Source organism: Jatrophihabitans sp. (genome assembly GCF_046262535.1).
Classification (GTDB): domain Bacteria; phylum Actinomycetota; class Actinomycetes; order Mycobacteriales; family Jatrophihabitantaceae; genus Jatrophihabitans.
Window position 1 is genome coordinate 40,178 of sequence record NZ_JBHEMO010000090.1, and the last position, 23,187, is coordinate 63,364.

22 protein-coding genes are annotated in these 23,187 nt (G+C 71.0%); 15 read left to right on the forward strand and 7 right to left on the reverse strand.

Annotated features, from left to right (window positions below; genetic code table 11):
- Positions 1 to 67 precede the first annotated feature (67 nt).
- The 8 genes from ABR571_RS13245 to ABR571_RS13280 all read left to right on the forward strand — a co-directional run bounded on the left by ABR571_RS13245 (position 68) and on the right by ABR571_RS13280 (position 10,687).
- Positions 68 to 2,977 carry an AAA family ATPase gene (locus tag ABR571_RS13245; protein WP_409453675.1) on the forward strand — a complete coding sequence of 970 codons (2,910 nt, stop codon included), beginning with the start codon at positions 68 to 70 and terminating at the stop codon, positions 2,975 to 2,977.
- 300 nt (positions 2,978 to 3,277) lie between these two features.
- Complete coding sequence (gene rpsB / locus ABR571_RS13250) at positions 3,278 to 4,120, forward strand: 30S ribosomal protein S2 (protein ID WP_409453676.1); 843 nt, start codon at positions 3,278 to 3,280, stop codon at positions 4,118 to 4,120.
- 37 nt (positions 4,121 to 4,157) lie between these two features.
- A complete protein-coding gene (gene tsf, locus ABR571_RS13255; RefSeq protein ID WP_409453677.1) occupies positions 4,158 to 4,979 on the forward strand; it encodes a translation elongation factor Ts in 822 nt (273 codons plus the stop codon).
- Positions 4,980 to 5,034: 55 nt separating this feature from the next.
- Positions 5,035 to 5,802, forward strand: coding sequence for a UMP kinase (gene pyrH / locus ABR571_RS13260; protein WP_409453720.1), 768 nt, complete (start codon positions 5,035 to 5,037; stop codon positions 5,800 to 5,802).
- A complete protein-coding gene (gene frr / locus ABR571_RS13265) occupies positions 5,799 to 6,356 on the forward strand; it encodes a ribosome recycling factor (RefSeq protein ID WP_409453678.1) in 558 nt (185 codons plus the stop codon). Before pyrH ends, frr begins: the two co-directional genes overlap by 4 nt.
- Before the next feature lie 3 nt (positions 6,357 to 6,359).
- Positions 6,360 to 7,382 (forward strand): phosphatidate cytidylyltransferase, encoded by a 1,023-nt coding sequence (locus ABR571_RS13270; RefSeq protein ID WP_409453679.1) that lies wholly within the window; start codon positions 6,360 to 6,362, stop codon positions 7,380 to 7,382.
- 48 nt (positions 7,383 to 7,430) lie between these two features.
- Positions 7,431 to 8,546, forward strand: coding sequence for a 23S rRNA (adenine(2503)-C(2))-methyltransferase RlmN (rlmN, locus tag ABR571_RS13275; protein WP_409453680.1), 1,116 nt, complete (start codon positions 7,431 to 7,433; stop codon positions 8,544 to 8,546).
- A 62-nt stretch (positions 8,547 to 8,608) separates the two neighbouring features.
- Positions 8,609 to 10,687: an FUSC family protein gene (locus ABR571_RS13280; protein WP_409453681.1), complete on the forward strand. Its 2,079-nt coding sequence runs from the start codon at positions 8,609 to 8,611 to the stop codon at positions 10,685 to 10,687.
- Between the two features lie 14 nt (positions 10,688 to 10,701).
- Here the strand turns inward: ABR571_RS13280 and ABR571_RS13285 are convergent, their stop codons facing one another.
- The gene (locus tag ABR571_RS13285) at positions 10,702 to 10,899 is read right to left on the reverse strand and encodes a hypothetical protein (RefSeq protein ID WP_409453682.1); all 198 of its coding nucleotides are present in this window, start codon (positions 10,897 to 10,899) and stop codon (positions 10,702 to 10,704) included.
- A gap of 149 nt (positions 10,900 to 11,048) precedes the next feature.
- A complete protein-coding gene (locus ABR571_RS13290; RefSeq protein ID WP_409453683.1) occupies positions 11,049 to 11,300 on the reverse strand; it encodes a nickel-binding protein in 252 nt (83 codons plus the stop codon).
- A 48-nt stretch (positions 11,301 to 11,348) separates the two neighbouring features.
- On the opposite strand from ABR571_RS13290, the gene ABR571_RS13295 reads away from it, so the two are divergent.
- From ABR571_RS13295 to ABR571_RS13305, 3 genes are read left to right on the forward strand one after another with little or no spacing between them, the layout of a single operon-like run.
- Positions 11,349 to 12,374: an AraC family transcriptional regulator gene (locus tag ABR571_RS13295; RefSeq protein WP_409453684.1), complete on the forward strand. Its 1,026-nt coding sequence runs from the start codon at positions 11,349 to 11,351 to the stop codon at positions 12,372 to 12,374.
- A 4-nt stretch (positions 12,375 to 12,378) separates the two neighbouring features.
- Positions 12,379 to 12,729, forward strand: coding sequence for a YidH family protein (locus ABR571_RS13300; RefSeq protein ID WP_409453685.1), 351 nt, complete (start codon positions 12,379 to 12,381; stop codon positions 12,727 to 12,729).
- A gap of 20 nt (positions 12,730 to 12,749) precedes the next feature.
- The gene (locus ABR571_RS13305; protein ID WP_409453686.1) at positions 12,750 to 13,529 is read left to right on the forward strand and encodes a trypsin-like serine protease; all 780 of its coding nucleotides are present in this window, start codon (positions 12,750 to 12,752) and stop codon (positions 13,527 to 13,529) included.
- Positions 13,530 to 13,588: 59 nt separating this feature from the next.
- Here ABR571_RS13305 and ABR571_RS13310 read toward each other — a convergent pair whose 3' ends face one another.
- Positions 13,589 to 15,133, reverse strand: coding sequence for an MFS transporter (locus ABR571_RS13310; RefSeq protein ID WP_409453687.1), 1,545 nt, complete (start codon positions 15,131 to 15,133; stop codon positions 13,589 to 13,591).
- Between the two features lie 124 nt (positions 15,134 to 15,257).
- On the opposite strand from ABR571_RS13310, the gene ABR571_RS13315 reads away from it, so the two are divergent.
- Positions 15,258 to 15,887 (forward strand): TetR/AcrR family transcriptional regulator, encoded by a 630-nt coding sequence (locus tag ABR571_RS13315; RefSeq protein ID WP_409453688.1) that lies wholly within the window; start codon positions 15,258 to 15,260, stop codon positions 15,885 to 15,887.
- On the opposite strand, the gene ABR571_RS13320 is transcribed toward ABR571_RS13315, so the two are convergent.
- The 3 genes from ABR571_RS13320 to ald are packed head-to-tail and all read right to left on the reverse strand — an operon-like array spanning position 15,863 to position 19,002.
- Positions 15,863 to 16,519, reverse strand: coding sequence for a pyridoxamine 5'-phosphate oxidase family protein (locus ABR571_RS13320; RefSeq protein ID WP_409453689.1), 657 nt, complete (start codon positions 16,517 to 16,519; stop codon positions 15,863 to 15,865). The two genes, ABR571_RS13315 and ABR571_RS13320, sit on opposite strands and share 25 nt — an antisense overlap.
- Positions 16,516 to 17,883 (reverse strand): NAD(P)/FAD-dependent oxidoreductase, encoded by a 1,368-nt coding sequence (locus tag ABR571_RS13325; protein ID WP_409453690.1) that lies wholly within the window; start codon positions 17,881 to 17,883, stop codon positions 16,516 to 16,518. The genes ABR571_RS13320 and ABR571_RS13325 overlap by 4 nt, the downstream gene beginning before the upstream one ends.
- 3 nt (positions 17,884 to 17,886) lie before the next feature.
- Positions 17,887 to 19,002 carry an alanine dehydrogenase gene (gene ald, locus ABR571_RS13330; RefSeq protein ID WP_409453691.1) on the reverse strand — a complete coding sequence of 372 codons (1,116 nt, stop codon included), beginning with the start codon at positions 19,000 to 19,002 and terminating at the stop codon, positions 17,887 to 17,889.
- Between the two features lie 96 nt (positions 19,003 to 19,098).
- Here ald and ABR571_RS13335 point away from each other — a divergent pair, with 96 nt between their 5' ends.
- Positions 19,099 to 19,611, forward strand: coding sequence for an Lrp/AsnC family transcriptional regulator (locus ABR571_RS13335; protein WP_409453692.1), 513 nt, complete (start codon positions 19,099 to 19,101; stop codon positions 19,609 to 19,611).
- Between the two features lie 4 nt (positions 19,612 to 19,615).
- Here ABR571_RS13335 and ABR571_RS13340 read toward each other — a convergent pair whose 3' ends face one another.
- On the reverse strand, positions 19,616 to 20,488 hold the full coding sequence (locus ABR571_RS13340; RefSeq protein WP_409453693.1) for an SCO6745 family protein: 873 nt from the start codon (positions 20,486 to 20,488) through the stop codon (positions 19,616 to 19,618).
- A gap of 93 nt (positions 20,489 to 20,581) precedes the next feature.
- Between ABR571_RS13340 and ABR571_RS13345 the strand changes: the two genes are divergently transcribed.
- Together ABR571_RS13345 and ABR571_RS13350 are read left to right on the forward strand one after the other, a co-directional pair.
- On the forward strand, positions 20,582 to 21,193 hold the full coding sequence (locus ABR571_RS13345; protein ID WP_409453694.1) for a hypothetical protein: 612 nt from the start codon (positions 20,582 to 20,584) through the stop codon (positions 21,191 to 21,193).
- Positions 21,194 to 21,228: 35 nt separating this feature from the next.
- Positions 21,229 to 23,175: a PAS domain S-box protein gene (locus ABR571_RS13350; protein ID WP_409453695.1), complete on the forward strand. Its 1,947-nt coding sequence runs from the start codon at positions 21,229 to 21,231 to the stop codon at positions 23,173 to 23,175.
- Positions 23,176 to 23,187: the final 12 nt, after the last annotated feature.

A 23,187-nucleotide genomic window follows, 5' to 3' on the forward strand; every position in this document is an offset into this window, starting at 1 on the left:
TCGCGAAACTGCACGCGATCACGTGACCGGGCTCATATCTGTCGGTGGGCAGGGCCAAGATAGGACCGTGCCTCGTTCCACCGCGCCGCTGGTCGGCCGGGCTGCCGAGATGGCCACGCTGATCAACGCCATGTCCGAAGCCCGGGCCGGTACCTCGGCCGCGGTCATCATCGGCGGCGACGCCGGCGTGGGCAAGACCCGACTGCTCGCCGAGTGGCTCGGCGCGGCCACTGCCGATGGCGTCCTCTGCCTGATCGGGCACTGTGTCGACCTCGGTGACACGCCACCGCCCTACCTGCCCTTCACCGAGGCGTTCACCCGGCTCAGTGCCGAAGACCCCGAACTCGGCGAGAAGCTGGTGTCGAGTTTCCCGGCGCTCGCCCGGCTGCTGCCCGGCCGGGCGGCCGAACACCAGTTCCCGGTCGAGCGCGGGGAGCTCTTCGACTCGGTGCTCGCCGGACTTGCCTTCCTCGCCGCAGAGCGGCCGGTCGCCCTGGTCGTCGAGGACGCGCACTGGGCCGACCAGGCGACCCGCGATTTGCTCGGCTTCCTCTTCACCCGCATGGACGGTGAACGGGTCGCCCTCGTCGTCACCTATCGCAGCGACGACCTGCACCGCCGCCACCCGCTTCGCCGCACGCTGGCCGAATGGTCACGACTGCTCGCCGTGACGCGCATGCAGCTCGACCCCCTCGAGGCCGACGATGTCCGGGCGCTGGTGCGCTCGGTGCACGCAGGCCGCATGGCCGACAAAGAGATCGACAGCATCGTCACCCGCGCCGACGGCAACGCCTTCTTCGCCGAAGAGCTGATCAACGCCGCCGAGCAGTGCGCCGACGCCCGGCAGCTGCCGTGGCACCTCGCCGATCTGCTGCTCGTCCGCCTCGACCGGCTGTCCGACGATGCCCGACAGCTGGTCCGCGTCACGGCGGTGGGCGGCCGCCGGGTCACCCACGACATGCTCGAGGCGGTCGCCGATCTGCCCGGCTCGCGGCTCGACGACGCGCTGCGCGATGCGATCGACGCGCACGTCCTGCAGCTCACCTCCAGTGGCCGCGGCTACGTGTTCCGCCACGCGCTGCTGGCCGAGGCGATCTATGACGACCTCCTGCCCGGAGAACGGGTGCGCCTGCACGCCACCTACGCTGCCGTGCTCTCCGCCCGGCCCGACCGCCGCGCGGCCGAACTGGCCCGGCACGCCCGCGCATCCCACGACCTGCCGACCGCCTACTCGGCCAGCGTCGCGGCCGGTCACGAGGCGATGGCGCTCGCAGCACCCCAAGAGGCACTGCAGCACTACGAGACCGCACTCGAGCTGGCCCCCCAGGTCCCGAATGCGCCCGAGGACCGATCCGATCTCATCCTCGCCGCCGTCGAAGCCGCGGATGCCGCGGGCCATACCCAGCGGGGGCTCAAGCTGGCCCGGCGCGCGCTGGCCGAGCTGCCACCCGACGCCGCACCGGAACGGCGGGCGACGCTGCTGCTGGCCGTGGTCATCGCGGCGCTGGGCAACGAGATCGACGACGAGGCGATGGCGTTCACGTCTGAAGCGCTGCATCTCGTCCCGGCCGAGCCGCCGACTGCGTTCCGGGCGCGGCTGCTCGCCGTGCATGCGCGGGTCGCCCTGATCATGGGCCAGGAAGTCGATGCCGAGCGGACCGCGCGCGAGGCCCTAGCGGTCAGCGAGGCGATCGACTGCCGCAACTCGGCCACCGATGCCCGCACCACCCTCGCTCAGCTGGCGCGGCGCACGGTCGACCCCGGCGAAGCGGCCCGCCTGATCGCGACCGTGGTCGAGCAGGCGCGCGATTCCGGTGACGCGGCCTCCGAGCTGCGCAGCCGCTACAGCCTGGCCAGCCTCTGGCTCGAACAGTGCGAACTCGACAAGGCGCAGGACGAGTTCCAGCTCAACCGCAAGCGGGCCGTCGAGCTGGGCCGCACGTGGGACGCCTTCGGTCTGCACTCGCGGGCAATGTCGGCGACCATGCAGTACGTCCGAGGTGACTGGGACGGCGCGCTGCGCACGCTCGACACCCGCGGCCAGCAGCCGACGATGATGGCCGACGCGGTGTTCCGGTCGACCGCGCTGACCGTGCAGGCCGGCCGCGGCGAGGTCGATGCGTTGCCCGTCGTCGACGAGCTACGGCCGTACTGGCGCCGGGAAGGCCGCGTCGGCCTCTACTCCGTCTTCGGCGCGCTCGAGATCTACGAGCAGCAGGCGCAACCGGCACCGGCGTTGGCGCTCATCGACGACCTCGTCGAGGCGCTCGGGACCCTGTGGCTCGATCCGTGGTTCCTCGCCCGGATACAGCTGTCGGCGATGGGCATCGCCGTGTTGGGGGCCGCGGCCGCCCGCGCGCCGGAGTCCCAGCACGAGCTGCTGGCGGCCGACGGCGCCCGCCTGCTCGCCGACGGGTGCAAGAGCGCCGACAAGGGCCTGCCCCGCGGTCGAGCGCTCGGCCGGGAGGGCCAGGCCTGGCTGGCCCGGCTGGAAGCCGAGGGTGCCCGGCTGCGCTGGCTCACCGGGCAGAATCCACCGGCCGCCGAGGAACTCGTCGAGGCCTGGCGCAAGACCGTGGACGCCTTCGACTACGGGCAGGTGGTGGCGCAGGCCCGGTCGCGGGTGCGGCTGGCCGAGGCGCTGCGCGCGACCGGTCGCGCCGACGAGGCGGCCGAGCAGGCCGACCTCGCCCGGACCGCGGCCAAGACGATGGGCGCCACCCCGATGCTGATGGAGCTGCGGGCGCTGGGCACCACCGGCCGGCGCCCTGCTGATGACGAGCGGTCCGGCCTGATCGCGCTGACCGACCGCGAACGCGACGTGCTGAGCCACCTCGTCGAGGGCCGGACGAATCGCCAGATTGCCGGCACGCTGTACATCAGCGAGAAGACGGTCAGCGTCCACGTCTCCAACATCCTGGCCAAGCTCGGCGTCCGCAGCCGGGCCGAGGCCGCCGCGCTCGCCCGCCGTTCGTAGGGCGCCGGTCGCAGGCTGGGCCGGGCATGGTCCCGGCACCGGCCGGCTACGGGGTAAGCTTCATGTGCACCCCGAGAGATCGGGGTGACTTCGCGTGCCCGGCTCCTGAACGAAACAAGGGGCTTGGCGGCCAGCCTCGGTCCGTCCCGGCGACTTTGCCGGCCCGGCCCCCCTGACCGCGACACCGGGTACCAGGGCGAATCGGTCACCCGGCCGGTCCGCAACAACCGAGGCCGCGCACGACGTGGTGCTGTGCGAGCAGCGCCGCCTGCGCACGAACACGCAAGGAGGACGACCGGCATGGCCGTCGTCACCATGAAGGAGATGCTCGAGTCGGGCGTCCACTTCGGACACCAGACCCGTCGCTGGAACCCGAAGATGAAGCGCTTCATCCTCACCGAGCGCAACGGGCTCTACATCATCGACCTGCACCAGACGCTCACCTACGTCGACAAGGCGTACGAGTTCATCAAGGAGACCGTGGCCCACGGCGGCACGGTGCTCTTCGTCGGCACCAAGAAGCAGGCGCAGGAGTCCATCGCCGAGCAGGCGACCCGCGTCGGCATGCCCTACGTCAACCAGCGTTGGCTCGGCGGCATGCTCACCAACTTCCAGACCGTGTTCCAGCGGCTGCAGCGGCTCAAGGAGCTCGAGGCCCGCCAGCAGGCGAACTGGGAGGGCGTGGCGACCAAGAAGGAACAGCTCATGCTGACGCGTGAGATGACCAAGCTCGAGCGCTCGCTCGGCGGCATCCGGGAGATGACGAAGGTGCCCAGCGCGGTGTGGATCGTGGACACCAAGAAGGAGCACATCGCCGTCGGCGAGGCCCGCAAGCTCGGCATCCCGGTCGTCGCCATCCTCGACACCAACTGCGACCCCGACGAGGTCGACTACAAGATCCCCGGCAACGACGACGCGATCCGCAGCGCCGCCCTGCTCACCCGGGTGGTGGCTGACGCCGTCGCCGAGGGCCTCGTGGCCCGCGCGGCGAACGCGGCCAACGCCGGCCGGGACGACAAGCCGGAGCCCGCCACCGGTCAGCTGGCCGTCGACGAGCCGATGCCGGAATGGGAGCGCGAGCTCCTCCAGCCGGCCGCCGGAGCCGAGGCCGCGGCGACGCCGCCCTCCGCACCGTCCGCCTGACCCACTTCGACCACCAGGAACGGAAACAGAGACTGACATGGCGACGATTTCCGCCGCAGACGTGAAGAAGCTCCGCGACGCCACCGGCGCGGGGATGATGGACAGCAAGAAGGCGCTCGAAGAGGCTGAGGGCAACCACGAGCGGGCCGTCGAGATCCTCAAGGTCAAGGGCGAGGCCAAGAACGCCAAGCGGGGCGAGACCCGACAGGCGTCCAACGGCCTCGTCGCCGCGGCCGAGGGCGCGATGATCGAGATCGCGTCCGAAACCGACTTCGTGGCCAAGAACGAGCAGTTCCAGACGCTCGCCGGTGACATCGTGGCGCACTTCGCCTCCTCTCCGGCCTCGGACGCGGAGTCGCTCAAGGCGGAGAAGCTCAAGGACGGCAAGACGGTCGAGGAGAGCATCAGCGGCCTGGCTGCGATCATCGGCGAGAAGCTCGAACTGCGCCGCGCGGTCAAGCTCGACGGACAGGTCGCGACCTACCTGCACCGCAAGTCGTCCGACCTGCCCCCGCAGGTCGGCGTGCTCGTCCAGTTCACCGGCGACAACACCGAGGCGGCCCGCGGCGCGGCGATGCAGATCGCCGCGATGCGGCCGAAATACCTCACCCGCGACGAGGTGCCGAGCGAGATCGTCGACTCCGAGCGCCGGGTGGCCGAGGAGAAGACGCGCGCCGAGGGCAAGCCCGAGGCCGCGCTGCCGAAGATCGTGGAGGCCCGCGTGAGCGCGGCGCTCAAGGACATCGTGCTGCTCGACCAACCCTCCGTGGTCGAGGACAAGAAGTCCGTGAAGCAGGTCCTCGACGCCGCCGGAGTGTCCGTGTCGAAGTTTGTGCACTTCGAGGTCGGGCAGGCTTAGCGGTTAGGGTTCTTCCGAGAATCTCCTGACGACGAGAGGGGCCGCTGTGAGTGACATCGAGGTGGCCCCTCTGTCGTCGGCGCCGGCGCCCTCGGGGACGCCCGCGAACTGGTACCGGCGAGTCCTGCTCAAGCTGTCCGGCGAGGTGTTCGGTGGCGGCAAGATCGGCGTCGACCCCGACGTGGCCCACTCCCTGGCCGAGCAGATCGCCGAGGTCGTCGCCGGCGGGACGCAGGTGGCGATCGTCGTCGGCGGCGGAAACTTCTTCCGCGGCGCCGAACTGAGCCAGCGCGGCATGGACCGCGACCGCGCCGACTACATGGGCATGCTCGGCACGGTGATGAACTGCCTCGCCCTGCAGGACTTCCTCGAGAAGGCCGGCGTACCGACCCGCGTGCAGACGGCGATCACGATGGGCCAGGTCGCCGAGCCCTACATCCCGCGCCGCGCCGAGCGGCACCTCGAGAAGGGCCGCGTCGTCATCTTCGGCGCCGGCGCCGGCCTGCCCTACTTCTCCACCGACACCGTCGCCGCCCAGCGCGCGCTCGAGATCGGGTGCGAGGTGCTGCTGCTGGGCAAGAACGGCGTCGACGGCGTCTACAGCGCCGACCCGAATACCGATCCGACGGCAACCCGGTTCGACGAGATCACGTACGACGACGTGCTCCAGCGCGGCCTGAACGTCGCCGACGCCACCGCCTTCAGCTTGTGCCGCGACAACGGGATGCCGATCATCGTGTTCGGCCTGGCCGACGGCAACATCGCCCGGGTGGCGCGCGGCGAGAAGATCGGCACACGAGTGCGAGCGGAAGGAACGACGTGATCGACGAGATCCTCTTCGAGGCCGAGGAGAAGATGGAGAAGGCCGTCCACGTGGCCCGCGACGACCTGTCGGGGCTGCGCACGGGCCGCGCGAACGCCAGCGCTTTCGCCCGCCTCGTCGTCGACTACTACGGCGCTCCCACGCCGATCCCGCAGATGGCCACCGTCAACGTCCCCGAGGCGCGGATGGCGATCATCAAGCCCTACGACGCCGGGCAGCTCAACGCGATCGAGAAAGCGATCCGCGACAGCGACCTGGGCGTCAACCCGACCAACGACGGAACGATCATCCGCGTCGTCTTCCCGCAACTGACCGAGGAGCGCCGGCGCGAGCTGGTCAAGGTCGCGAAGGGCAAGGGCGAGGACTCCAAGGTCGCCATTCGCTCGATCCGCCGCCACGCCAAGGACGCCCTCGACAAACTCGTCAAGGACGGTGAGTCGGGCGAGGACGACGTCCACCGCGCCGAGGCCGAGCTCGACAAGTTGACCGGTACCTACACCGGGCGCATCGATGAGGCGGTCCGGGCCAAGGAATCCGAACTGCTCGAGGTCTGACGCGTGGCGTCCGACGACGAGCAGCGACCCGAGCCGGCCGCCCCGTCGGCGGTCTCCCGGGCTCGGCGCGTCGCCGGACTGGGCCGAACCGGGGGTGTCGCCGCGCCGCCGCCGCGGCCCAGACCGCCGGCCCGTGTCGCTGCCGAGACCGCGCCGACCGATCGCGCCGCGGCCGGGGGATCGGCGCCGTCCGACGCGGGCACCGCTGAACCGCCTCGATCGCGATCCGGACGCAACCTGCCGGTGGCCATCGGCGTAGGCGTCGGTCTCGGCGCGGTCATCGCGGCCAGCCTGTTCGCCTACCGGCCCAGCTTCGCGGTCATCGTCGGCGCCGCCGTCCTCTACGGCATCTACGAGCTGGCCCGGGCACTCGGATCGGCCGGGATCAGACCGGCGCTCACCCCGCTGCTCGTCGGTAGCGCCGCGTCACTCGTCGCCGCCTGGCAGCGCGGACCCAGCGGCCTGGTCGTCGGTGTGCTGATCACGCTAACCGGCGTCGTGGTCTGGCGCATCGCCGACGGCGCACTGGGATACACGCGTGATGTCACGGCGTCGGCGTTCATCCTGCTCTACGTCCCGGCCCTGGCCGGATTCGCAATCCTGCTCGCCCATCCCGGCGACGGAGCGGCCCGGGTGCTCGCCTTCGTCGCCACCGTCGTCTGCAGCGACACCGGTGGCCTGGCGGCGGGCGTCTTCTTCGGCCGCCACCCGCTCGCGCCGATCGTCTCGAAGGCCAAGACCTGGGAGGGTTTCGCCGGCTCCGCGCTGGCCTGCGCGGCCGCCGGGATCCTGTTCATGACGCTCACGTTCCACGAGGCATGGTGGAAGGGATTGCTGTTCGGGCTGGCCATCGTCGTCACCGCCACCCTCGGCGACCTGGGCGAGTCGATGATCAAGCGCGACCTCGAGATCAAGGACATGGGCAGCCTGCTGCCCGGGCACGGCGGGATCATGGACCGGCTCGACTCGCTGCTGCCCTGCGCCGCCGTCGCGTACCTGTTGCTGTCGGCGTTCGCCCCCGTGTGACGCGACCCGCGCTGACCAATCGATGAATCTGGGACAATCGACGGTGTCATGACTGCGCTTCCCCTCGTTTTCGACGCGCCCCGCCGCGGGCTGCCGCCGACCCACCTCGCCGACCTCGACCCAGCGGCCCTCCGGTCGGCGGTCACCGAGCTGGGGCTACCGGCGTTCCGGGCCGACCAGCTGGCCTGCCACTACTACGGCCGCCACGAGAACGACCCCGCCGCGATGACCGACCTGCCGGCCGGCGTCCGCGCGCAACTCGGTGCCGCCCTGCTCCCGACGCTGCTCACCGAGGTTCGCTCGCTCGAGACCGACGCGGGGACGACTCGCAAGACGCTGTGGCGGCTGCACGACGGCGCCCTCGTCGAGAGCGTCCTCATGCGCTATCCGGCCCGCCACGGCAGCCGGGAACGCATCACCGTCTGCATCTCCAGCCAGGCCGGCTGCGGCATGGCCTGCCCGTTCTGCGCGACAGGCCAGGGCGGGCTGACCCGCAACCTGGCCACCGCCGAGATCGTCGACCAGGTGCGCGCGGCCGCGCGGGTCGCGGCCGGCGGCCAACTGGGCGGGGGACCGGGCCGGCTGTCGAACGTCGTGTTCATGGGCATGGGCGAACCGCTGGCCAACTACAACCGGGTGGCGGCGACGCTGCGCCGGTTGATCACGCCGGCGCCGGCCGGCTTCGGGCTGTCCCGCCGCTCGATCACCGTCTCCACCGTCGGGCTCGTGCCGGCGATCAACCGGCTCGCCGACGAGAACCTGGACGTCACGCTGGCCGTGTCCCTGCACGCCCCGGACGACGAACTGCGCGACACGTTGGTGCCGGTCAATACCCGATGGAAGGTGGGCGAGGTGCTGGCCGCCGCCGACGCCTACGCCGCGCGCACCGGCCGTCGCTACTCCATCGAGTACGCGATGATCCGCGACGTCAACGATCACGCCTGGCGGGCCGACCTGCTCGGTGACCTGCTCGCGCCGCGGCTCGCGCACGTCAACCTCATCCCGCTCAACCCGACGCCGGGTTCGCAGTGGGACGCCTCGCCGAAGGCGGTCGAGCGTGAGTTCGTCCGACGCCTCGACATGCACGGGGTCCCGGTGACCGTGCGCGACACGCGAGGCCAGGACATCGACGGCGCTTGTGGCCAGCTGGCGGCCGCACCCTGATCGACACTGCCTCGCCATCCCCGCGGTCAGCTGTCGCCGGCTTGCTTCGGGATGCGGCTCGGTTGGACCGGACGCAGTCGGATCCGGTCGTCTCGTTCCGCAACGCGGTCGGCGTCGTCGCTCCGCTGGTGATCGGCACGGTGTCCGGCTCGGCCGCCTTCGGTCTGGCATCCACGATCGGGGCCCTGCAGACTGCATTGGCCGACCGGCCCGGGCCCTACCGATTGCGGATCCTGCGGATGCTGGGCACCGCGCTCGCGGCGGCGATCACCAGCGGCCTGGCCATCGCCGCCTCCCGCAGCGATGCGGCCTCGGTCCTGCTCCTGCTCGTCCTGTCCTTCGCGGCGGGGCTGTTGCTCGCCGGCGGACCGAGTGCCACGCAGGTGGGCATCGCGGGTGTCGCGGCCGCCCTCATTCTCGGCCACCTCTCGTCGCCCGGGTCGGCTGCTCCGCACGTCAGCCTGCTCGTGCTTCTGGGCGGCGTCGGGCAGACGCTGCTGGCGATCGCCGGCTGGCCGCTGCGGCGCCATCAGCCCGAACGCAGGGCGCTGGCCACGCTCTACCGCGAGCTCGCTGCCGCCGCCCGTGCGCAGCAGGGCAGCGTCGCCGGCCCGCCGGCCGGTATCACGCTGACGACGGTCCGGCAGACCCTCTACGGGCTGGGCCACGACCACGGCCCGAGCGTCGAGGCATATCGTGTGCTGCTGGACGAGGCCGAGCGGATCAGGCGCGAGATCGTCGTGCTCGTCGCCGTGGCCGAGCGGCTGGCCGACGAGGGCATGCCGATCCTGGCCGGGCTCGTCCGCGGTTCCCTGACGTCGGCCGCCTCCGTGCTGAACGAGGCCGGCGACGCGCTCGCCGAGGCCCGGCCCATCCGGGAATCGGCGCTGGCCGCCGCCCGCGCCGATTTCGGAAAGACGATCGAGCGCCTGGACAGCGACGATCACGCGGGCAACGAGCTGACCCGCCGGGCGGCCGCGGCCAGGCTGCGGGCGCTCGGCGGCCAATTGCGCGCGGTGGTGGAGAGTTCGCGCACCGGCGCCAGCGAGGGCCGCCGGGGTGAGGACACCGACCGCCTCGGGGTCCAGCTGTTGCGCGACCCGATCGCCATCCTGCGGGCCAACTTCTCGCTCGAGTCCGCCGTCCTGCGCCACGCGATCAGGCTGTCGGTGGTCGTGGCCGCGTCCGACCTGGTGCTGCGGTTGTCCCGCGTCGATCGGGGCTATTGGGTCTCCCTCACGCTGCTCGTCGTCCTGCGACCCGACTTCGCGACGACCCTGCAGCGATCGGTGATGCGCGTCGTGGGCACCGCGGTCGGCCTGCTGCTCGCCACCGGCCTCGTGCACTGGATTCCCGGCCGGGACTGGTGGCAGATCGCCCTCATCGCCCTGTTCGCCTTCGGCATGAGGTTCGCCGGCCCGGGCAACATCGCGCTCACTGCGGCCTGTCTGTCCGGCCTGGTGGTCGTGCTGCTGGAGATCAACGGGGTGCCGGCGCACACCACAGTTGTGAGCCGGGCCTTGGCGACCTTGGCCGGCGGCGGACTGGCGGTGCTGGCGGCGCTGGTCTGGCCGGCTTGGGAACGACGCTTCGTGGCGGTCCGGCTCGCGGAACTGCTCGACGCCTACAGCGACTACGCGCGCGTCGTCGTCGATCCGGATGCTGATCGCGGCACCGTCCAGCGGGCCCGGGCTGCGTGCCGGCTGGCCCGGACGAACGCGCAGGCCTCGGTCGACCGGGCCGGCTCGGAACCGGTGCGCGGTCAGGGCGAGGTCGAGCTGGGCCGGGCTGTCCTCGCGCACACGCACCGGTTCATCCACGCCATGCTGAGCGTGGACGCGGTGCGCCCGGCGATCCGCCGTGCCGGTGGCATCGATGCGCTGATCGAGTTCCTCACCGCCGCGGCGGGCGTGCTCGAGGCGGCGCACGACGCACTCAGTCGCGGTGAGCCGCCGGCCGCGGTCGCGTCGCTGCGCGGCCGGCAGGACGAACTGGCCACTCGGCTCGGCGCCGACCCGGACGCGGCGGACGGTCTTGAAACCGTGTCGACGCTGATCGAGGCGAGTGACCGGATCACCAACAGCCTCGACACCCTCGTCGAGGAGCTGCAGCGGCAGCTCCCGCTGACGTCGGGTCGGTGAGCACCAATTCCCCCTCAGCGCGGAGCGTGGGGCTTGGCCGAACGCCAGAGGTCGGCGGTACCGGACGGGATGTAGCAGTCGTCGGCGGGCCGGCGCCCCGCGGTCTTGCCGGCCGGATGCCGCACGGGCCAGTCGGCCTGCTGGCGCCACCAGAAGAACGGCATGCGGGCGAGAGCGGAACGGGACAACGACTGGCTGGACAGCGCGGTCATGGCGATCTCCTCGGATGCGGCCGCCGGAGCGGCGACGACACAGGGGAGGAGTGTCGGAACTAGAACGTGATACAGCTCGGATCGACGCGGCCGCAGTGTCCGCGGCCACTTCCGAGGCGCCGGCTCGGGAGCCGGCGCCTCGACAGCGGTCACTGCCCTTCCGACACCGGGTAGATCTCGCCGGCGACGAGGCCATGCGCTTCGTGGTGCACCTGCGCGGCTGCTTCGGCCGACGGCGCCTCGACGAGGCAGAAGATCTTGCCGTTCTGCTCGTCCACCCAGTGGCGCCGGTAGTCCACGCCGTACTTCCCCTGGGTGTTCAGATCGGCCTGATGCGCCTGCGCGGCATCGGCGAGGCCGATCGCTCCGTCCATCGTGTGGACATCTATGTACAAACCCATTTCCTTCTCCTTTTCTCGGCCGTGCGGCCGCTGTGAGGATCCAGTCTCATGCCCGCCGCGCGGCCCGACCATGACCGCGAAACCGGCGTACTTGACCCGGTGACCAGTCCTCCGTCACTCCAGATGGAAGCCGCGATCGCGCGGCTGCGGTTGCAGGGTGCGGTCTTCCTGCGGGCCGAGTACCGCGACCCGTGGGCCTACGAGTCGCTCACCGGCGCCACCGCGGCGTACCTGCGGCCCGGGACCGATCGCGTCATCCTGTTCCACGTCGTCAGTTCGGGCACCTGCTGGGTACAGGTCGGTGACGGCCCCAAGCACTGGGCCGCAACCGGCGACGTCATCGTGCTGCCCTACGGCGATCAGCACCAGATCGGCGGCGAGACGGAGACCGACACGGTGCCGATCGAGACGTCCCTGCAACCGCCGCCCTGGACGACGATGGCCGTGCTGCGGCACGGAACGGGCGGCCCGCGCACCGACGTGGTGTGCCGGGTACCTGCACATCACCGATCCGCTCTTCAACCCAGAGCTGCGCGTGTTCCCGCCGGTGTTCGTGGTCCGACCGGCGCCGCCGCCGAGTGGGTGAGCGCCAACATCGCCTTCGCGCTGCAACAGACGTCCGCGTCCCCGGCGACCCCGCCAGCAGGTGCGACCCGGCTGCCCGAACTGCTGTTGGTCGAGGTCCTGAGCCTGCATCTCGCCGGCGCGCCGGCGTCCGAACACGGCTGGGCGGCTGCCCTCACCGACCCGATCCTGGCGCCGGCCCTCGCCGCCATTCACGGCGCCCCGAAACGCCGCTGGACCGTCACCGAGCTGGCCGCGGCCGCGGCGGTCTCGCGCTCGCTGCTCGACAGCCAGTTCCGCAAGGTGCTCGGGCGCTCGCCGATCCGCTACCTCACGGAGTGGCGCATGCACCTCGCCCAGGATCTGCTCGCCACCACCGATCTCGGAGTGGTCGCCGCCGCGCACCGCGTCGGCTACTACGCCGAGGAGGCTTTCAGCCGGGCGTTCAAGCGCGTGGTCGGGTCGCCGCCCGGGGCCTGGCGCGCTGCTTTTGGGCAGCGCGGAGAATGACCGGGTGACCGACTCCGACGACGCGGCCGAGGGCGAACCGGACTACCGCGCCAGCATGGCCGCCGAGCGGACCTATCTGGCCTACGTCCGGACGGGGCTGGCCCTGCTCGTCGCCGGCGTGGCGGTCGTCGGCGCGCTGCCGCACGCCGGGGCCGACGTGCTGCGCCGGGTGATGGGAATCGGGCTGATCGTGCTCGGGGCGATCGTGCTGGCCACCGCCCGTCCACGCTGGCTCGCGATCGACCGAGCGATGCGCCGGCGCGAGCCATTGCCGGGCGCGCCGGTGGTCGGCGCACTGGGCTTCGTGCTGGTCGCGGCGGCGGCCCTGGCCGTCGTCATCGTCTTGTCCCTGTGACAGATGCGAGACCGGGCGGTATGAGTCTGCGTCCGTGCGGAGCCGTCCTGACGGCAGCGGGACTGATCGGGGTCGCCGCTGTCCTCCTCGGCGCGTCCCCGGCCGCCGCCGTGGCCGGCGCAACGCCGGCGACGGCCGGCCAGGCCCCGTTCGCAGTTCGCCTGACCATGACCCACATCCCACGCAGCGACGGCACGTTCTACGACAGCGCGTGCTCGGCGGCGTTGATCTCGCCGACCACGATCATCACGGCGGGGCACTGCTTCCACGATGTGAATCGCAACCCGGTGAGCGGTCCGGTCCCGTATTCGACGATGGCCACGTTGAACACCAACGACCTGGCGGTGTCGTCGGGGGAGAGCCGCAGTGTCCTGAGCGTGCAGCAGTCCCGCTCGACCGACGTCGCGATCGCGCGGCTGTCGGCCTCGGTCACGGACGTCACGCCGCTCGGCCTCAACCGGACCAAACCGGCCACCGGATCCATCGTGACGTTGGCCGGCTGGGGAGCGACGTCGTCGGTGAACCCGTCGCCGTCGACCGTTCTGCGCGTGGGTCGGCTGAAGATCACCAGCGTGAAAAACAGCTACGTCTACGTCGTCGGCTACGCGCCGTCGACCGAGACGAGTGCCTGCCTGTACGACTCCGGGGCTCCGTACTTCACGACGCCGGTCGCGGGAGCGCCGCTGCTCGTGTCGGTCGAGAGCGACGGGCCGGACTGCCCGCACACGACCCCGGAAACGACGGCACGGGTGGACAACATCGCAAGCTGGATCAGATCCGTGGTTGCGGACCTGCCGTAGCGCAGCGAGCCCGGTACCGCGTCGCCCGAACGCAGTACCGGGCTCCTCCGGCTCTGGTCTCAGTCGGCGAAGGCCGGGACCGGTTCGCCGTCGGGGGCCGATGCGGTCGGCTTGCGCTCCGAGCGGATCGCGAAGCTGACGAGCAGCAGCGTGCCGACCAGGAAGATCGTCGCCGTCCAGAACGACTTGTCCGCGGCGGTCACGAACACCCGCCGGGCCGCCTCTCCACTGGAGATGCCGGCCGGAAGATGCGCCGTCGCCGACTTGCTGGCACTGCCGAAGACGGTGACCAGCACAGCCAGACCGAGCGATCCGCCGACCTGCTGCATGACGTTGACCAGCCCCGACGCGGCGCCGGCGTCCTTCGGGTCGACCCCGTCGAGCGCTGCCGTCGTCAGCGGGACGAAGGCCAGCCCGTTGCCCATGCCGAACACGAGCAGCGGACCGACGAGCGACAGGTAGCCGCTGTTCTCGCCGAGCTGGGTGAGCCAGAGCATGCCGAGCGTCGAGAACGAGATGCCGATGATCATCAGCCGGTGGGCGCCGACCTTCTCCACCAGGTAGCGCGCGCTCAGCTGGGAGGCGGTGAACACGATCGCCGTCAGGGGGATGAAGGCGAAGCCGGTCTTCAGGTCGCTGTAGCCGAGCACGCCGCGCAGGAACTGGGTGAGGAAGAAGAACATGCCCATCATTCCGGCGACGAGCAGCAGCCGGGCGACGTAGGAGCTGCTCCGGTTCCGGCTCGCGAACAAGCGCAGGGGGGTGATCGGCGCTTCAGCGGTCAGTTCGATCCGGACGAAACCGGCGATCAGCACCAGCCCCACGGCGAACGATTCGATCGTGCGGGCGTTGGACCAGCCGTCGGATGCCGCATTCACGAAGCCGTAGACGAGCGCCGTCATGCCGAGCGTCGACGTCACCGCGCCGGCCAGGTCGAACCGACCGGGCTGACGGGCGGTCTCCGGCAGCGTGGGCCGAGCCAGAACCAGCAGGACCAGGCCGATCGGGACGTTGACGAACAGCACCCAGCGCCACGACGCCCATTGCGACAACATCCCGCCGGCGATGAGCCCGACCGCGCTGCCGCCGATGGAGACTGCCGTGTAAAGCCCGATCGCCCGCGTGCGCTCGCGCGCCTCGGGGAACATGGTCATCAACAGGGCGAGGGCCGACGGCGACGCCAGCGCTCCGCCGACGCCCTGCACAGCACGCGCGACGAGCAGTTCGCCGGGGTTGGTGGCGAAGCCGCCGACGAGCGAGGCCAGTGTGAACAGGGCGATCCCGGCCAGGAAGACCCGGCGCCGGCCGAGGATGTCACCGGCGCGGGCGCCGAGCAGGAGCAGGCCGCCGAAGGTGAGCGTGTACGCGTTGACCACCCACGACAGACCGGCGGAGGAGAAGCCGAGCGAGTTCTTGATGTCGTGCAGCGCGATGTTCACGATCGTCGCGTCGAGCACCACCATGAGCTGGCTGGTGAGAATGAGGGAGAGGACGAGCCCGGGGTGCCCGTGCCGCAGCCGGAGCCGGCGCCGCGGGGCCTCGGCCAGCTCGGCCGACGCTGCGGAGCGTGGGTCCGATGGGCGGGTAGCAGACTGGATCGTCACGAGCAATTCCTCGGTTCGGGTAGTAGCATCGATCTAAGCGGAAGGGCCCTCCGGTAATTCCGAACTATACGGAGGTGGCCTCCGGTTAGCAATCTGATTATCAGGAAATCCTTCGGAGGGCCGAGTGGTGCGGTCGGCGAGCACTCCGTACGCGTCGCGCGACGGCACCGTCGAACCAGCAGACGGTGCGGTTGCGCGGCCCTTACGCGCCGACGCCCAGCGCAACCGGGCCGCCCTGATCGCTGCCGCCCGCACGCTGTTCACCGAGCGCGGTTCCGAGGCGTCGCTGGAAGAGATCGCCCGCCGGGCCGGCGTCGGTGTCGGCACTCTGTACCGGCATTTCCCCAGCCGCCAGGACCTCATCGAGGCGGTCTACGTCGAAGAGGTCGAGGCGCTGTGCCGCTCGGCCGAGGACTTCACCGGCGGGTCGTCGTGGGACGCCCTGGTGCACTGGTTCGACCGGTTCGTCGACTACGTCGCCACCAAGAAGGCGCTGCTCGAGGAACTGATGGCGACCATCGGCCAGGACGCGCCGGTCTTCCGGACCTGCCACGATGCGATCTTCGCCGCCGGCCGGCCCTTGCTCGACCGGGCCAAGCGCGACGGCGTCGTCCGTCCCGAGGTCGAGTTCATCGACGTGCTCCGCATGGTCAGCGGGGTCACGATGATCCGTAACGCCGAGCCCGAGGACATCCGCCGGGTGCTGTCGATGGCGCTCGACGGGCTGCGCTACCGCCCGACCGGCCCAGCCTGACCGAGCTGACGCACGGAGGCCGGCAACGCGATCGCGCTTCGGAGATCGGGCGCCGGGACCGGCGTGGTGTAGCTCGTGACCATCGGCACGACGCCGGCCCACGCGTCGCCCGCGACGTCCTCGGGCGGGTCGTCGGGCCAGCCGTCGGACACCTTCAGCGACCACTCGACGATCGGCAGGGCGAGCACCTGTGTCGCGTCGAGTTCGCGCGGCGTCGGCCGGCGCAGTTCGCCCGATCGTCCCGGCAGCAGCGCCTCGGTGATCAGGTCGAGCGCCGATTCGCGCTCGTCGGCCCCGACCACCCCACACTCGCCGAAGATCACCGCACTGCGGTAGTGCAGCGATGACTCGAACGCCGAGCGGGCGACGACCAGACCGTCGAGCGCGGTGACCGCGAGGCACGCCGGCGCGCCGCCGGCCAGGGCGCGCATCCACGGCGAGCCGGTCGACCCGTGGGCCAGGACCCGGTCGCCGTCGCGCACGACCGCGGTCGGGATGACCATGGGCCGGCCCAACGGGTCGTTCAGCCCGAAGTGGCCGACCCGCGTCGAGTCCAGCAACGCGTCGAGCTCGGCCCGTTCCGGGCGTGCCTTCTTGCGCAGCCGGGTGATCGCCGTTCGTTCGATGGTCACGTACCCATCATCGCCGTCACCACCGACGCCAAGCGGGACGGGCGCCCGCGGCGCTGTTCGGCGGCGTCGGCCCAGGTCATGGCCCGCAGTCCGGCATTGGCGCCGAGCCAGCGCAGCGGTTCCGGCTCCCACCGGCGGCTGCGGTGCCCGACCCAGGGCAGGCGCGTCAGCTCGCTGTCGCGGCCGAGGATCAGGTCGGTGAGCGTCCGCCCGGCCAGGTTGGCCGTCGCGACGCCGTCCCCGACGTAGCCGCCCGCCCACCCCAGGCCGGTCGTGCGTTCCAGGCCGACCGAGGCGTGCCAGTCGCGCGCGATACCCAGCGGACCGCCCCAGCGGTGCGTGATCGCCACGTCGCGCAGCACCGGGAACAGGTCGACCAAGGATGCCTGCAGGGCGGCGAACACCGCGGGAACCCGGTCGTAACCGGCGGAGATCCGCGAGGCGTAGTGATACGGCGCGCCGCGCCCGCCGAAGACGAGTCGGCCGTCCGCACTGCGCTGGCCGTAGATGATGAGGTGCCGGTGGTCGCTGAACGTTTCCCGCTCACTCAATCCGATCTCGTCCCAGACCGCATCGTCCAGCGGCTCGGTCGCGATGATCAGCGAGTACACCGGGGCCAGCACCCGCTTCGATCCCGGCAGCTGGGCCGTGTACCCCTCGGTCGCCCGAATGACGTAGTCGGCCCGGACCGTCCCGCGATCGGTGGCAACGGCGTGCGGGTCGAGCCTGGCCACCGTCGTGTTCTCGGCGATCAGCGCACCCCGCTGGGCCACGACGTCGGCCAGTACGCGGACGAGCTTCGCCGGCTGGAGTGCGGCGCAGTGCGGCGTGTAACTGGCGCCGAGCACGCCCGTCGCGTCGAGCCGCGCCCGGGCCGCGGCCTCGTCGAGCAAGGTCACGCCGAGTCCGAACTCGGTCGACTCCGCCACCTCTTCCCGGGCGCGCTGCAGTTGGGGCACCGAGCGGGCCAGGACGACGGTGCCGCCCATCACGACGTCGGCGTCGATCTCCTCCGTCTCAGTGACCCTCACGACCTCGGCCACCGAATCGCGCATGGCGGCGTACTGAGCGGTGGCGGCGGCACGGCCGGCCTCGCGCGCGAGGGTGCTCGCGCCGACCGGGAAGAGCGCCGAGCACCAGCCGCCGTTGCGGCCGGACGCGCCGAAGCCGGCGACCTCCTTCTCGAGCACCGCGATCCGGATCGACGGTTCGGCCGCCTGCAGGTAGTACGCCGTCCACAGCCCGGTGAACCCGGCCCCGACGACGGCCACGTCGACGTCGAGGTCGCCGGCCAGCGCCGGCCGCGGCCGCAGCGGCTCGGCGAGCTGGTCGAACCACAGCGACACCGTGCGGTAGTCCCCCACCGGTCAGGCGAGCACGTCGTCCAGGGCCACCGCGGTGTAACCGTGCGCTTCGGCGACCGGCCCGTTCGTCAGCTGTCCCTCGTGGGTGTTCAGCCCGAGCGCCAGCGGTCGGTCGGCGCGCAACGCATCGCGCCACCCCCGATCGGCGAGTTCCAGGGCGTAGGGCAGCGTCACGTTCGTCAACGCATACGTGGACGTGTGGGGGACGGCGCCGGGCATGTTGGCCACGCAGTAGAAGACCGACTCGTGCACCTTGTAGGTCGGGTCGGCGTGCGTCGTGGGACGGGAGTCCTCGAAGCAGCCGCCCTGGTCGATGGAGATGTCGACGAGTACCGAACCCGGCTTCATCCGCGAGACGAGCTCGTTGCTGATCAGCGTCGGCGCCTTGGCGCCCGGGATGAGCACCGCGCCGATGACGAGGTCGGCATCCAGGACGGCCCGCTCGACCTCATAGGCGTTGGACGCGACCGTCTGGCAGTGACCCTGATAGATCGCGTCCATCTGCCGCAACCGGGCGACGTTCTTGTCGAGCAGCAGGACCTCGGCCTGCATGCCGAGCGCGATGGCGGCGGCGTTCTGCCCGGACACGCCGGCACCGATCACGACGACCTTCGCGGCGTAGACGCCGGGCACGCCGCCCATCAGCGTCCCGCGGCCGCCGCCTTGGCGCATCAAGTGGTACGAGCCCACTTGCGGTGCGAGGCGACCCGCGACCTCGGACATGGGGGCCAGCAGCGGCAGCGAATTGTCGGGCAGCTGGACGGTCTCGTAGGCGATGCCGGTCGTCCCGGCGGCGAGCAACGCGTCGGTGCACGCCTTGTCGGCGGCAAGATGCAGGTAAGTGAACAGCACCTGGTCCTTGCGCATCCGGTGGTACTCCTCGGCGACCGGCTCCTTCACCTTCAGCACGAGGTCGGCGCTGCCCCAGACCTCGTCCGCGCTGGGCAGGATCTGTGCGCCCGCGGCGACGAAGTCGTCGTTGGTGATCGCCGAACCCACGCCGGCCGCGTCCTCGATGAAGACCTCGTGGCCGTGCCGGGTCAGCTCGTTCACCCCCGCCGGAGTGATGGCCACCCGGTACTCGTTGTTCTTGACCTCGCGGGGAACGCCGACCTTCATCTCCGGACTCCTTCACGGTAATGGCAGCAGAGGCCAGAATGAAGGATCAGGCGATAAGTGGCTAGATCCCTGAACAAGATTCTGTAAGCTATGTCCATGCCGCGCAAATCAGCGAGTATCGCCGCAGATCCGGTCCGCCGGCCGAACATCCTTCGGCCGGTTCCCGACGAGGTCGACCGCCGGTTGCTCCGCGAACTCGCCGCCGACGCCCGGATACCGAACAACGCGCTGGCGCAACGGGTCGGCATCGCGCCGTCCACGTGTTTGGGGCGCGTGCGGGCGCTGCGCGAGAGCGGTGTGATCCGCGGCTATCACGCCGACATCGACCCGGCGGCACTCGGCCGGCCCATCCAGGCCATGATCGCGGTCCGCCTGCAGTCCCATGCTCGCGGACACATCCCCGACTTCATGGCCAAGATCGCAACGCTGCCCGAGGTGCTCAACGTCTTCTTCCTCGGCGGGGCCGACGACTTCCATGTGCACATCGCCGCGTCCAGCACCGACAACCTTCGCGACTTCGTGGTCGTCAACCTCAGCGGCGACCCCGACGTCGCGCTGACCGAGACGAATTTGATCTTCGACCACGTGCGGGCCGGGTTGGCGAACTGAGACGTCAGCCGCCGGAGCGGGCGAAGACCTCTGCCGAGAACGCTCCGGACGCGAGCAGCTGACGCGACAGCCCGCGGCCGAGCTCGATCAAGCGGTCGGTTGCCTCCGGCCCGATCGTGATCCACGGCGCCGCCCCGAGCTCGTCGGTCGCCCGCTCGACAGACTCCCGTAGCTCCAGGCCCGCAGCAGTGAGGCCCCCGTCGCCGTCCAGGATCCCGGCCGCCTGCAGGCGATCCGCGGCGGCGTCCCACTCGTCGTCCGACCAGCCGCGCGTCGCCTTCGCGGCCGGCACGGTGAATCCGCGGCCCGTCGCGGTGTGAGTGATGAGCGCGTCGAGGCCGGTCAGGCCCGACCCCAACAGGGTGGCGACGTGACCGTCGCCCCGGTATTCGCGTAACAGGGTCACGGCGTGCCAGAGCAGCAGATGTGGCTCGGTCGGCCAGGGGAGCTCGGCATGCGCCGCGTAGAGCGGGCGGCCTTGCGGGCTGAGGTCGACGGTGGCGGCCCGGGCCAGCTCGGCGGCCTCCTCGACGACAGGCGAAAGCGCAACGTCGTCGCCGAGCAGTCGGCGAAGGGCCCGGTCCGCGGCCCGCACGCGGGCGGCCAAGATGTCGTCGAGCGAGGCCAGCCCCCACGCGCGCGGGATGTGCCGCGCGACCAGGGCGGGATTGAAGTTGTAGAACGTTGCCGTCGTCACGCCGGCCGACACGGCGCCCATCGGGGCCGAGCGGCTGGCGAAGTAACACATCCGACCCGGCCGAAGCCCCACCGCGGTGAGCTCCTCGTCGGACTCCGGGGCGAAGTACAGCATCGCGTGCAGCGAGTCGACCGCTCGGTTCGCGCGCCCGGCCACACCGGCAGGAAGGGGAACGGGCACGCCGCCACCTTAGCCGCAGGCTGAGGCCACTGAACGCGATGGAGCGCCCGTCCGTAGTTTCAAGCAGGTCCCCAGACGAGACGGAGCGCACCTGTGCTGAACAAGATCCACGGCCTGCCCGCACACGTGCTGCTCATCCATGCGGTGGTGATCCTCTTCCCCCTTGCCGCGGGGATGCTCGTCGCCAGTGCGGTGTGGCCGGCCGCCCGTCGCAAGCTGACCTGGCTGACCCCCGCGCTGGCCTTCGCCGTGCTCGCTCTTGTGCCGGTGACCACGAACTCCGGCGAGTGGCTCCAGAAGCGGCTTCCCGACACCGCGGCGATCGAGAAGCACGCCCACCTCGGGCACGATCTGTTGCCCTGGGCCGTCGGGATCTTCGCGCTCGCCGCGGCGGTCTGGCTGCTCGACCGGCGCTACGACCTGTCCTGGCGGCCGACGCCCATCGACCGGGGCGAACCCGTGGAACCCCCGCCTCCGGCGCCGGCCGACAGGGGCGGTTCGGCGATGGCCACCCTGACCCGGCCGGCTGCGGCCGCAACGGCCCGACCGCTCCCGGTGTGGGTCACCGCCGTCGTCGCCGTCCTGGCCATCGGCGTCTCCACCGGCGGTGTCGTCCAACTGGTCCGGATCGGTGACTCCGGCGCCAAGGCGGTCTGGGGCAGCACCGCGGACCTGCCGGTGCAGAGCGGTTCCGGGGGCGACTGACTGGCGGTCGCGCCGGTATTGGATACCGTCGCGGGGTGAGTGCGGACCCCACCACCATCGTCATCGTCGACGATGCCGCCGAGGTGCGCGCGCTGGTCAAGACCCATCTGACCCTCTCTCGCCGCTACACCGTCCTCGCCGAGGGCGCCGACGGCCAAGAGGCGATCGACCTCGTCTCCCGCCACCAACCCGAGATGGTGCTGCTCGACGTCTCGATGCCGCGGATGGACGGGCTCACGGCGCTGCCCCGGATCGCCGAGGTTGCGCCGCAGGCCCGGGTAGTGCTCTACACCGGCTTCGACGAAGGTGGTCTCTCGGCCCGCGCTCGCGAGTTGGGCGCGGCCGGCCTGATCGAGAAGTCGGGCCAGATCGGCGAGCTGGCCGACCATCTCGACGCCATCAAGAACACCACCAAGGCCGGCCAGGCAGGCACGACGGCCTCGCAGGCAGCCCGCGCGCGCCGAGACGAACCGACCATCCTCGACGAGCACCTGGAACGGTTCCGGGAGGTGTTCGAGGAAGCCGCTATCGGCATGGCGACGATGACGCTCACCGGTCACATCGTCCGCGCCAACAAAGCGCTGGCTGCCCTCGTGGGTCGGCCGGTGCACGACCTGGTGGGCACGCCCTACTCGGACCTGGTCTCGAACAGCGACGGCGAAGCGGTCGCCCAGGCCCTGCGCGACGCACAGGACGGTCGCGCCGCCGCGGTCCAGTTCGAGCTGCAGGTCGGCCCCCCCGTCGAGCGACGCTGGCTGTTGGCCACGGCGGCGCCGGTCCGCGACGCGCGCGGCCGTCCGCTGTACCTGTTCGTGCAGAGCCAGGACATCAGCGCCCAGCGGCGAACCGAGGAGCAGCTGCGGCAGAGCGAGGAACGCTTCCGCCTGCTCGTCGAAGCCGTGCAGGACTACGCGATCTTCATGCTCGATCCGACCGGCGTGGTGATCAGTTGGAATGCCGGTGCGCAACGGATCAAGGGGTACGAGGCGCACGAGATCATCGGGCAGCACTTCCGGCAGTTCTATCCGGCGGAGATGCAGTCGATCAAGCATCCCGAGCACGAGCTCGAGTTGGCCCTGCGCGACGGTCACTACGAGGAAGAGGGTTGGCGCATCCGCAAGGACGGCAGCCGGTTCTGGGCGACCGTCGTGATCACGGCCGTCCACAACCCGCAAGGGGAACACATCGGCTTCGCGAAGGTGACCCGCAACATCGACGAACGGCGCCGGATGTTGCTCGAGGCCGAGGCCGCCGCCCATGCGCTGGCCACCGCCAACGCCGAACTCGAGGCGGCGAACGCCCGGCTCGCCCGTGAGGCCGCAGACCAGGCCCAGTTCCTCGCCGTGACCGCCCACGAGCTGCGCACACCGGTGAGCGTGCTCAGCGGATCGGCCTCGTTGCTGGTGCAGCACTGGGACCAGCTGACCGATAGTGAGCGGGCCGAGCTGTCCCAGTCGATGACGACCAGCGCGGGCCGGCTGCAGCGCCTGCTCACCGATCTGCTGAGTGCCTCACGCCTCGAGTCCAAAGTCATCAGTCTCGAGCTGCAGCCGGTGGAGGTGGCCGGCTTGCTCACCCGGGCGGTCGCCGCGGCTCGCGCCGCCGTGCCCGACGCCGACATACGTCTCGAGGAGCCCTCGGAGCTGTACGTCCTCGGCGAGCCGGATCGACTGGCTCAAGCCATCGACAACCTGATCACCAACGCGCTCCGGCACGGCGTCCCTCCCGTCTCCGTACGCGCCGACCGGCGCGCCGACCGGGTGGAGATCACCGTCAGCGATCGAGGAGCCGGGGTGGCCGAAGGCGTCGAAGGCCGCCTCTTCGAACGGTTCGCCACCGGGACTCATCGCGGCGGGACCGGCCTCGGACTGTTCATCGTGCGGGAGCTGGCCCGGGCCCACGGCGGTGATGCCTTCTACGCACCTGCGGCGGACGGGAGCTCGAGCTTCGTCGTGTCACTCCCGGTGTACGAGCGGGCCTGAGGTGGCCGCCGC

Excerpts from the sequence above, each read along its gene's own strand:
- rpsB (WP_409453676.1), top strand. The coding sequence starts at position 3,278 with ATGGCCGTCGTCACCATGAAGGAGATGCTCGAGTCGGGCGTCCACTTC.
- tsf (WP_409453677.1), top strand. The coding sequence starts at position 4,158 with ATGGCGACGATTTCCGCCGCAGACGTGAAGAAGCTCCGCGACGCCACC.
- rlmN (WP_409453680.1), top strand. The coding sequence starts at position 7,431 with ATGACTGCGCTTCCCCTCGTTTTCGACGCGCCCCGCCGCGGGCTGCCG.
- ABR571_RS13285 (WP_409453682.1), bottom strand. The coding sequence starts at position 10,899 with ATGACCGCGCTGTCCAGCCAGTCGTTGTCCCGTTCCGCTCTCGCCCGC.
- ABR571_RS13290 (WP_409453683.1), bottom strand. The coding sequence starts at position 11,300 with ATGGGTTTGTACATAGATGTCCACACGATGGACGGAGCGATCGGCCTC.
- ABR571_RS13295 (WP_409453684.1), top strand. The coding sequence starts at position 11,349 with ATGCCCGCCGCGCGGCCCGACCATGACCGCGAAACCGGCGTACTTGAC.
- ABR571_RS13305 (WP_409453686.1), top strand. The coding sequence starts at position 12,750 with ATGAGTCTGCGTCCGTGCGGAGCCGTCCTGACGGCAGCGGGACTGATC.
- ald (WP_409453691.1), bottom strand. The coding sequence starts at position 19,002 with ATGAAGGTCGGCGTTCCCCGCGAGGTCAAGAACAACGAGTACCGGGTG.
- ABR571_RS13335 (WP_409453692.1), top strand. The coding sequence starts at position 19,099 with ATGCCGCGCAAATCAGCGAGTATCGCCGCAGATCCGGTCCGCCGGCCG.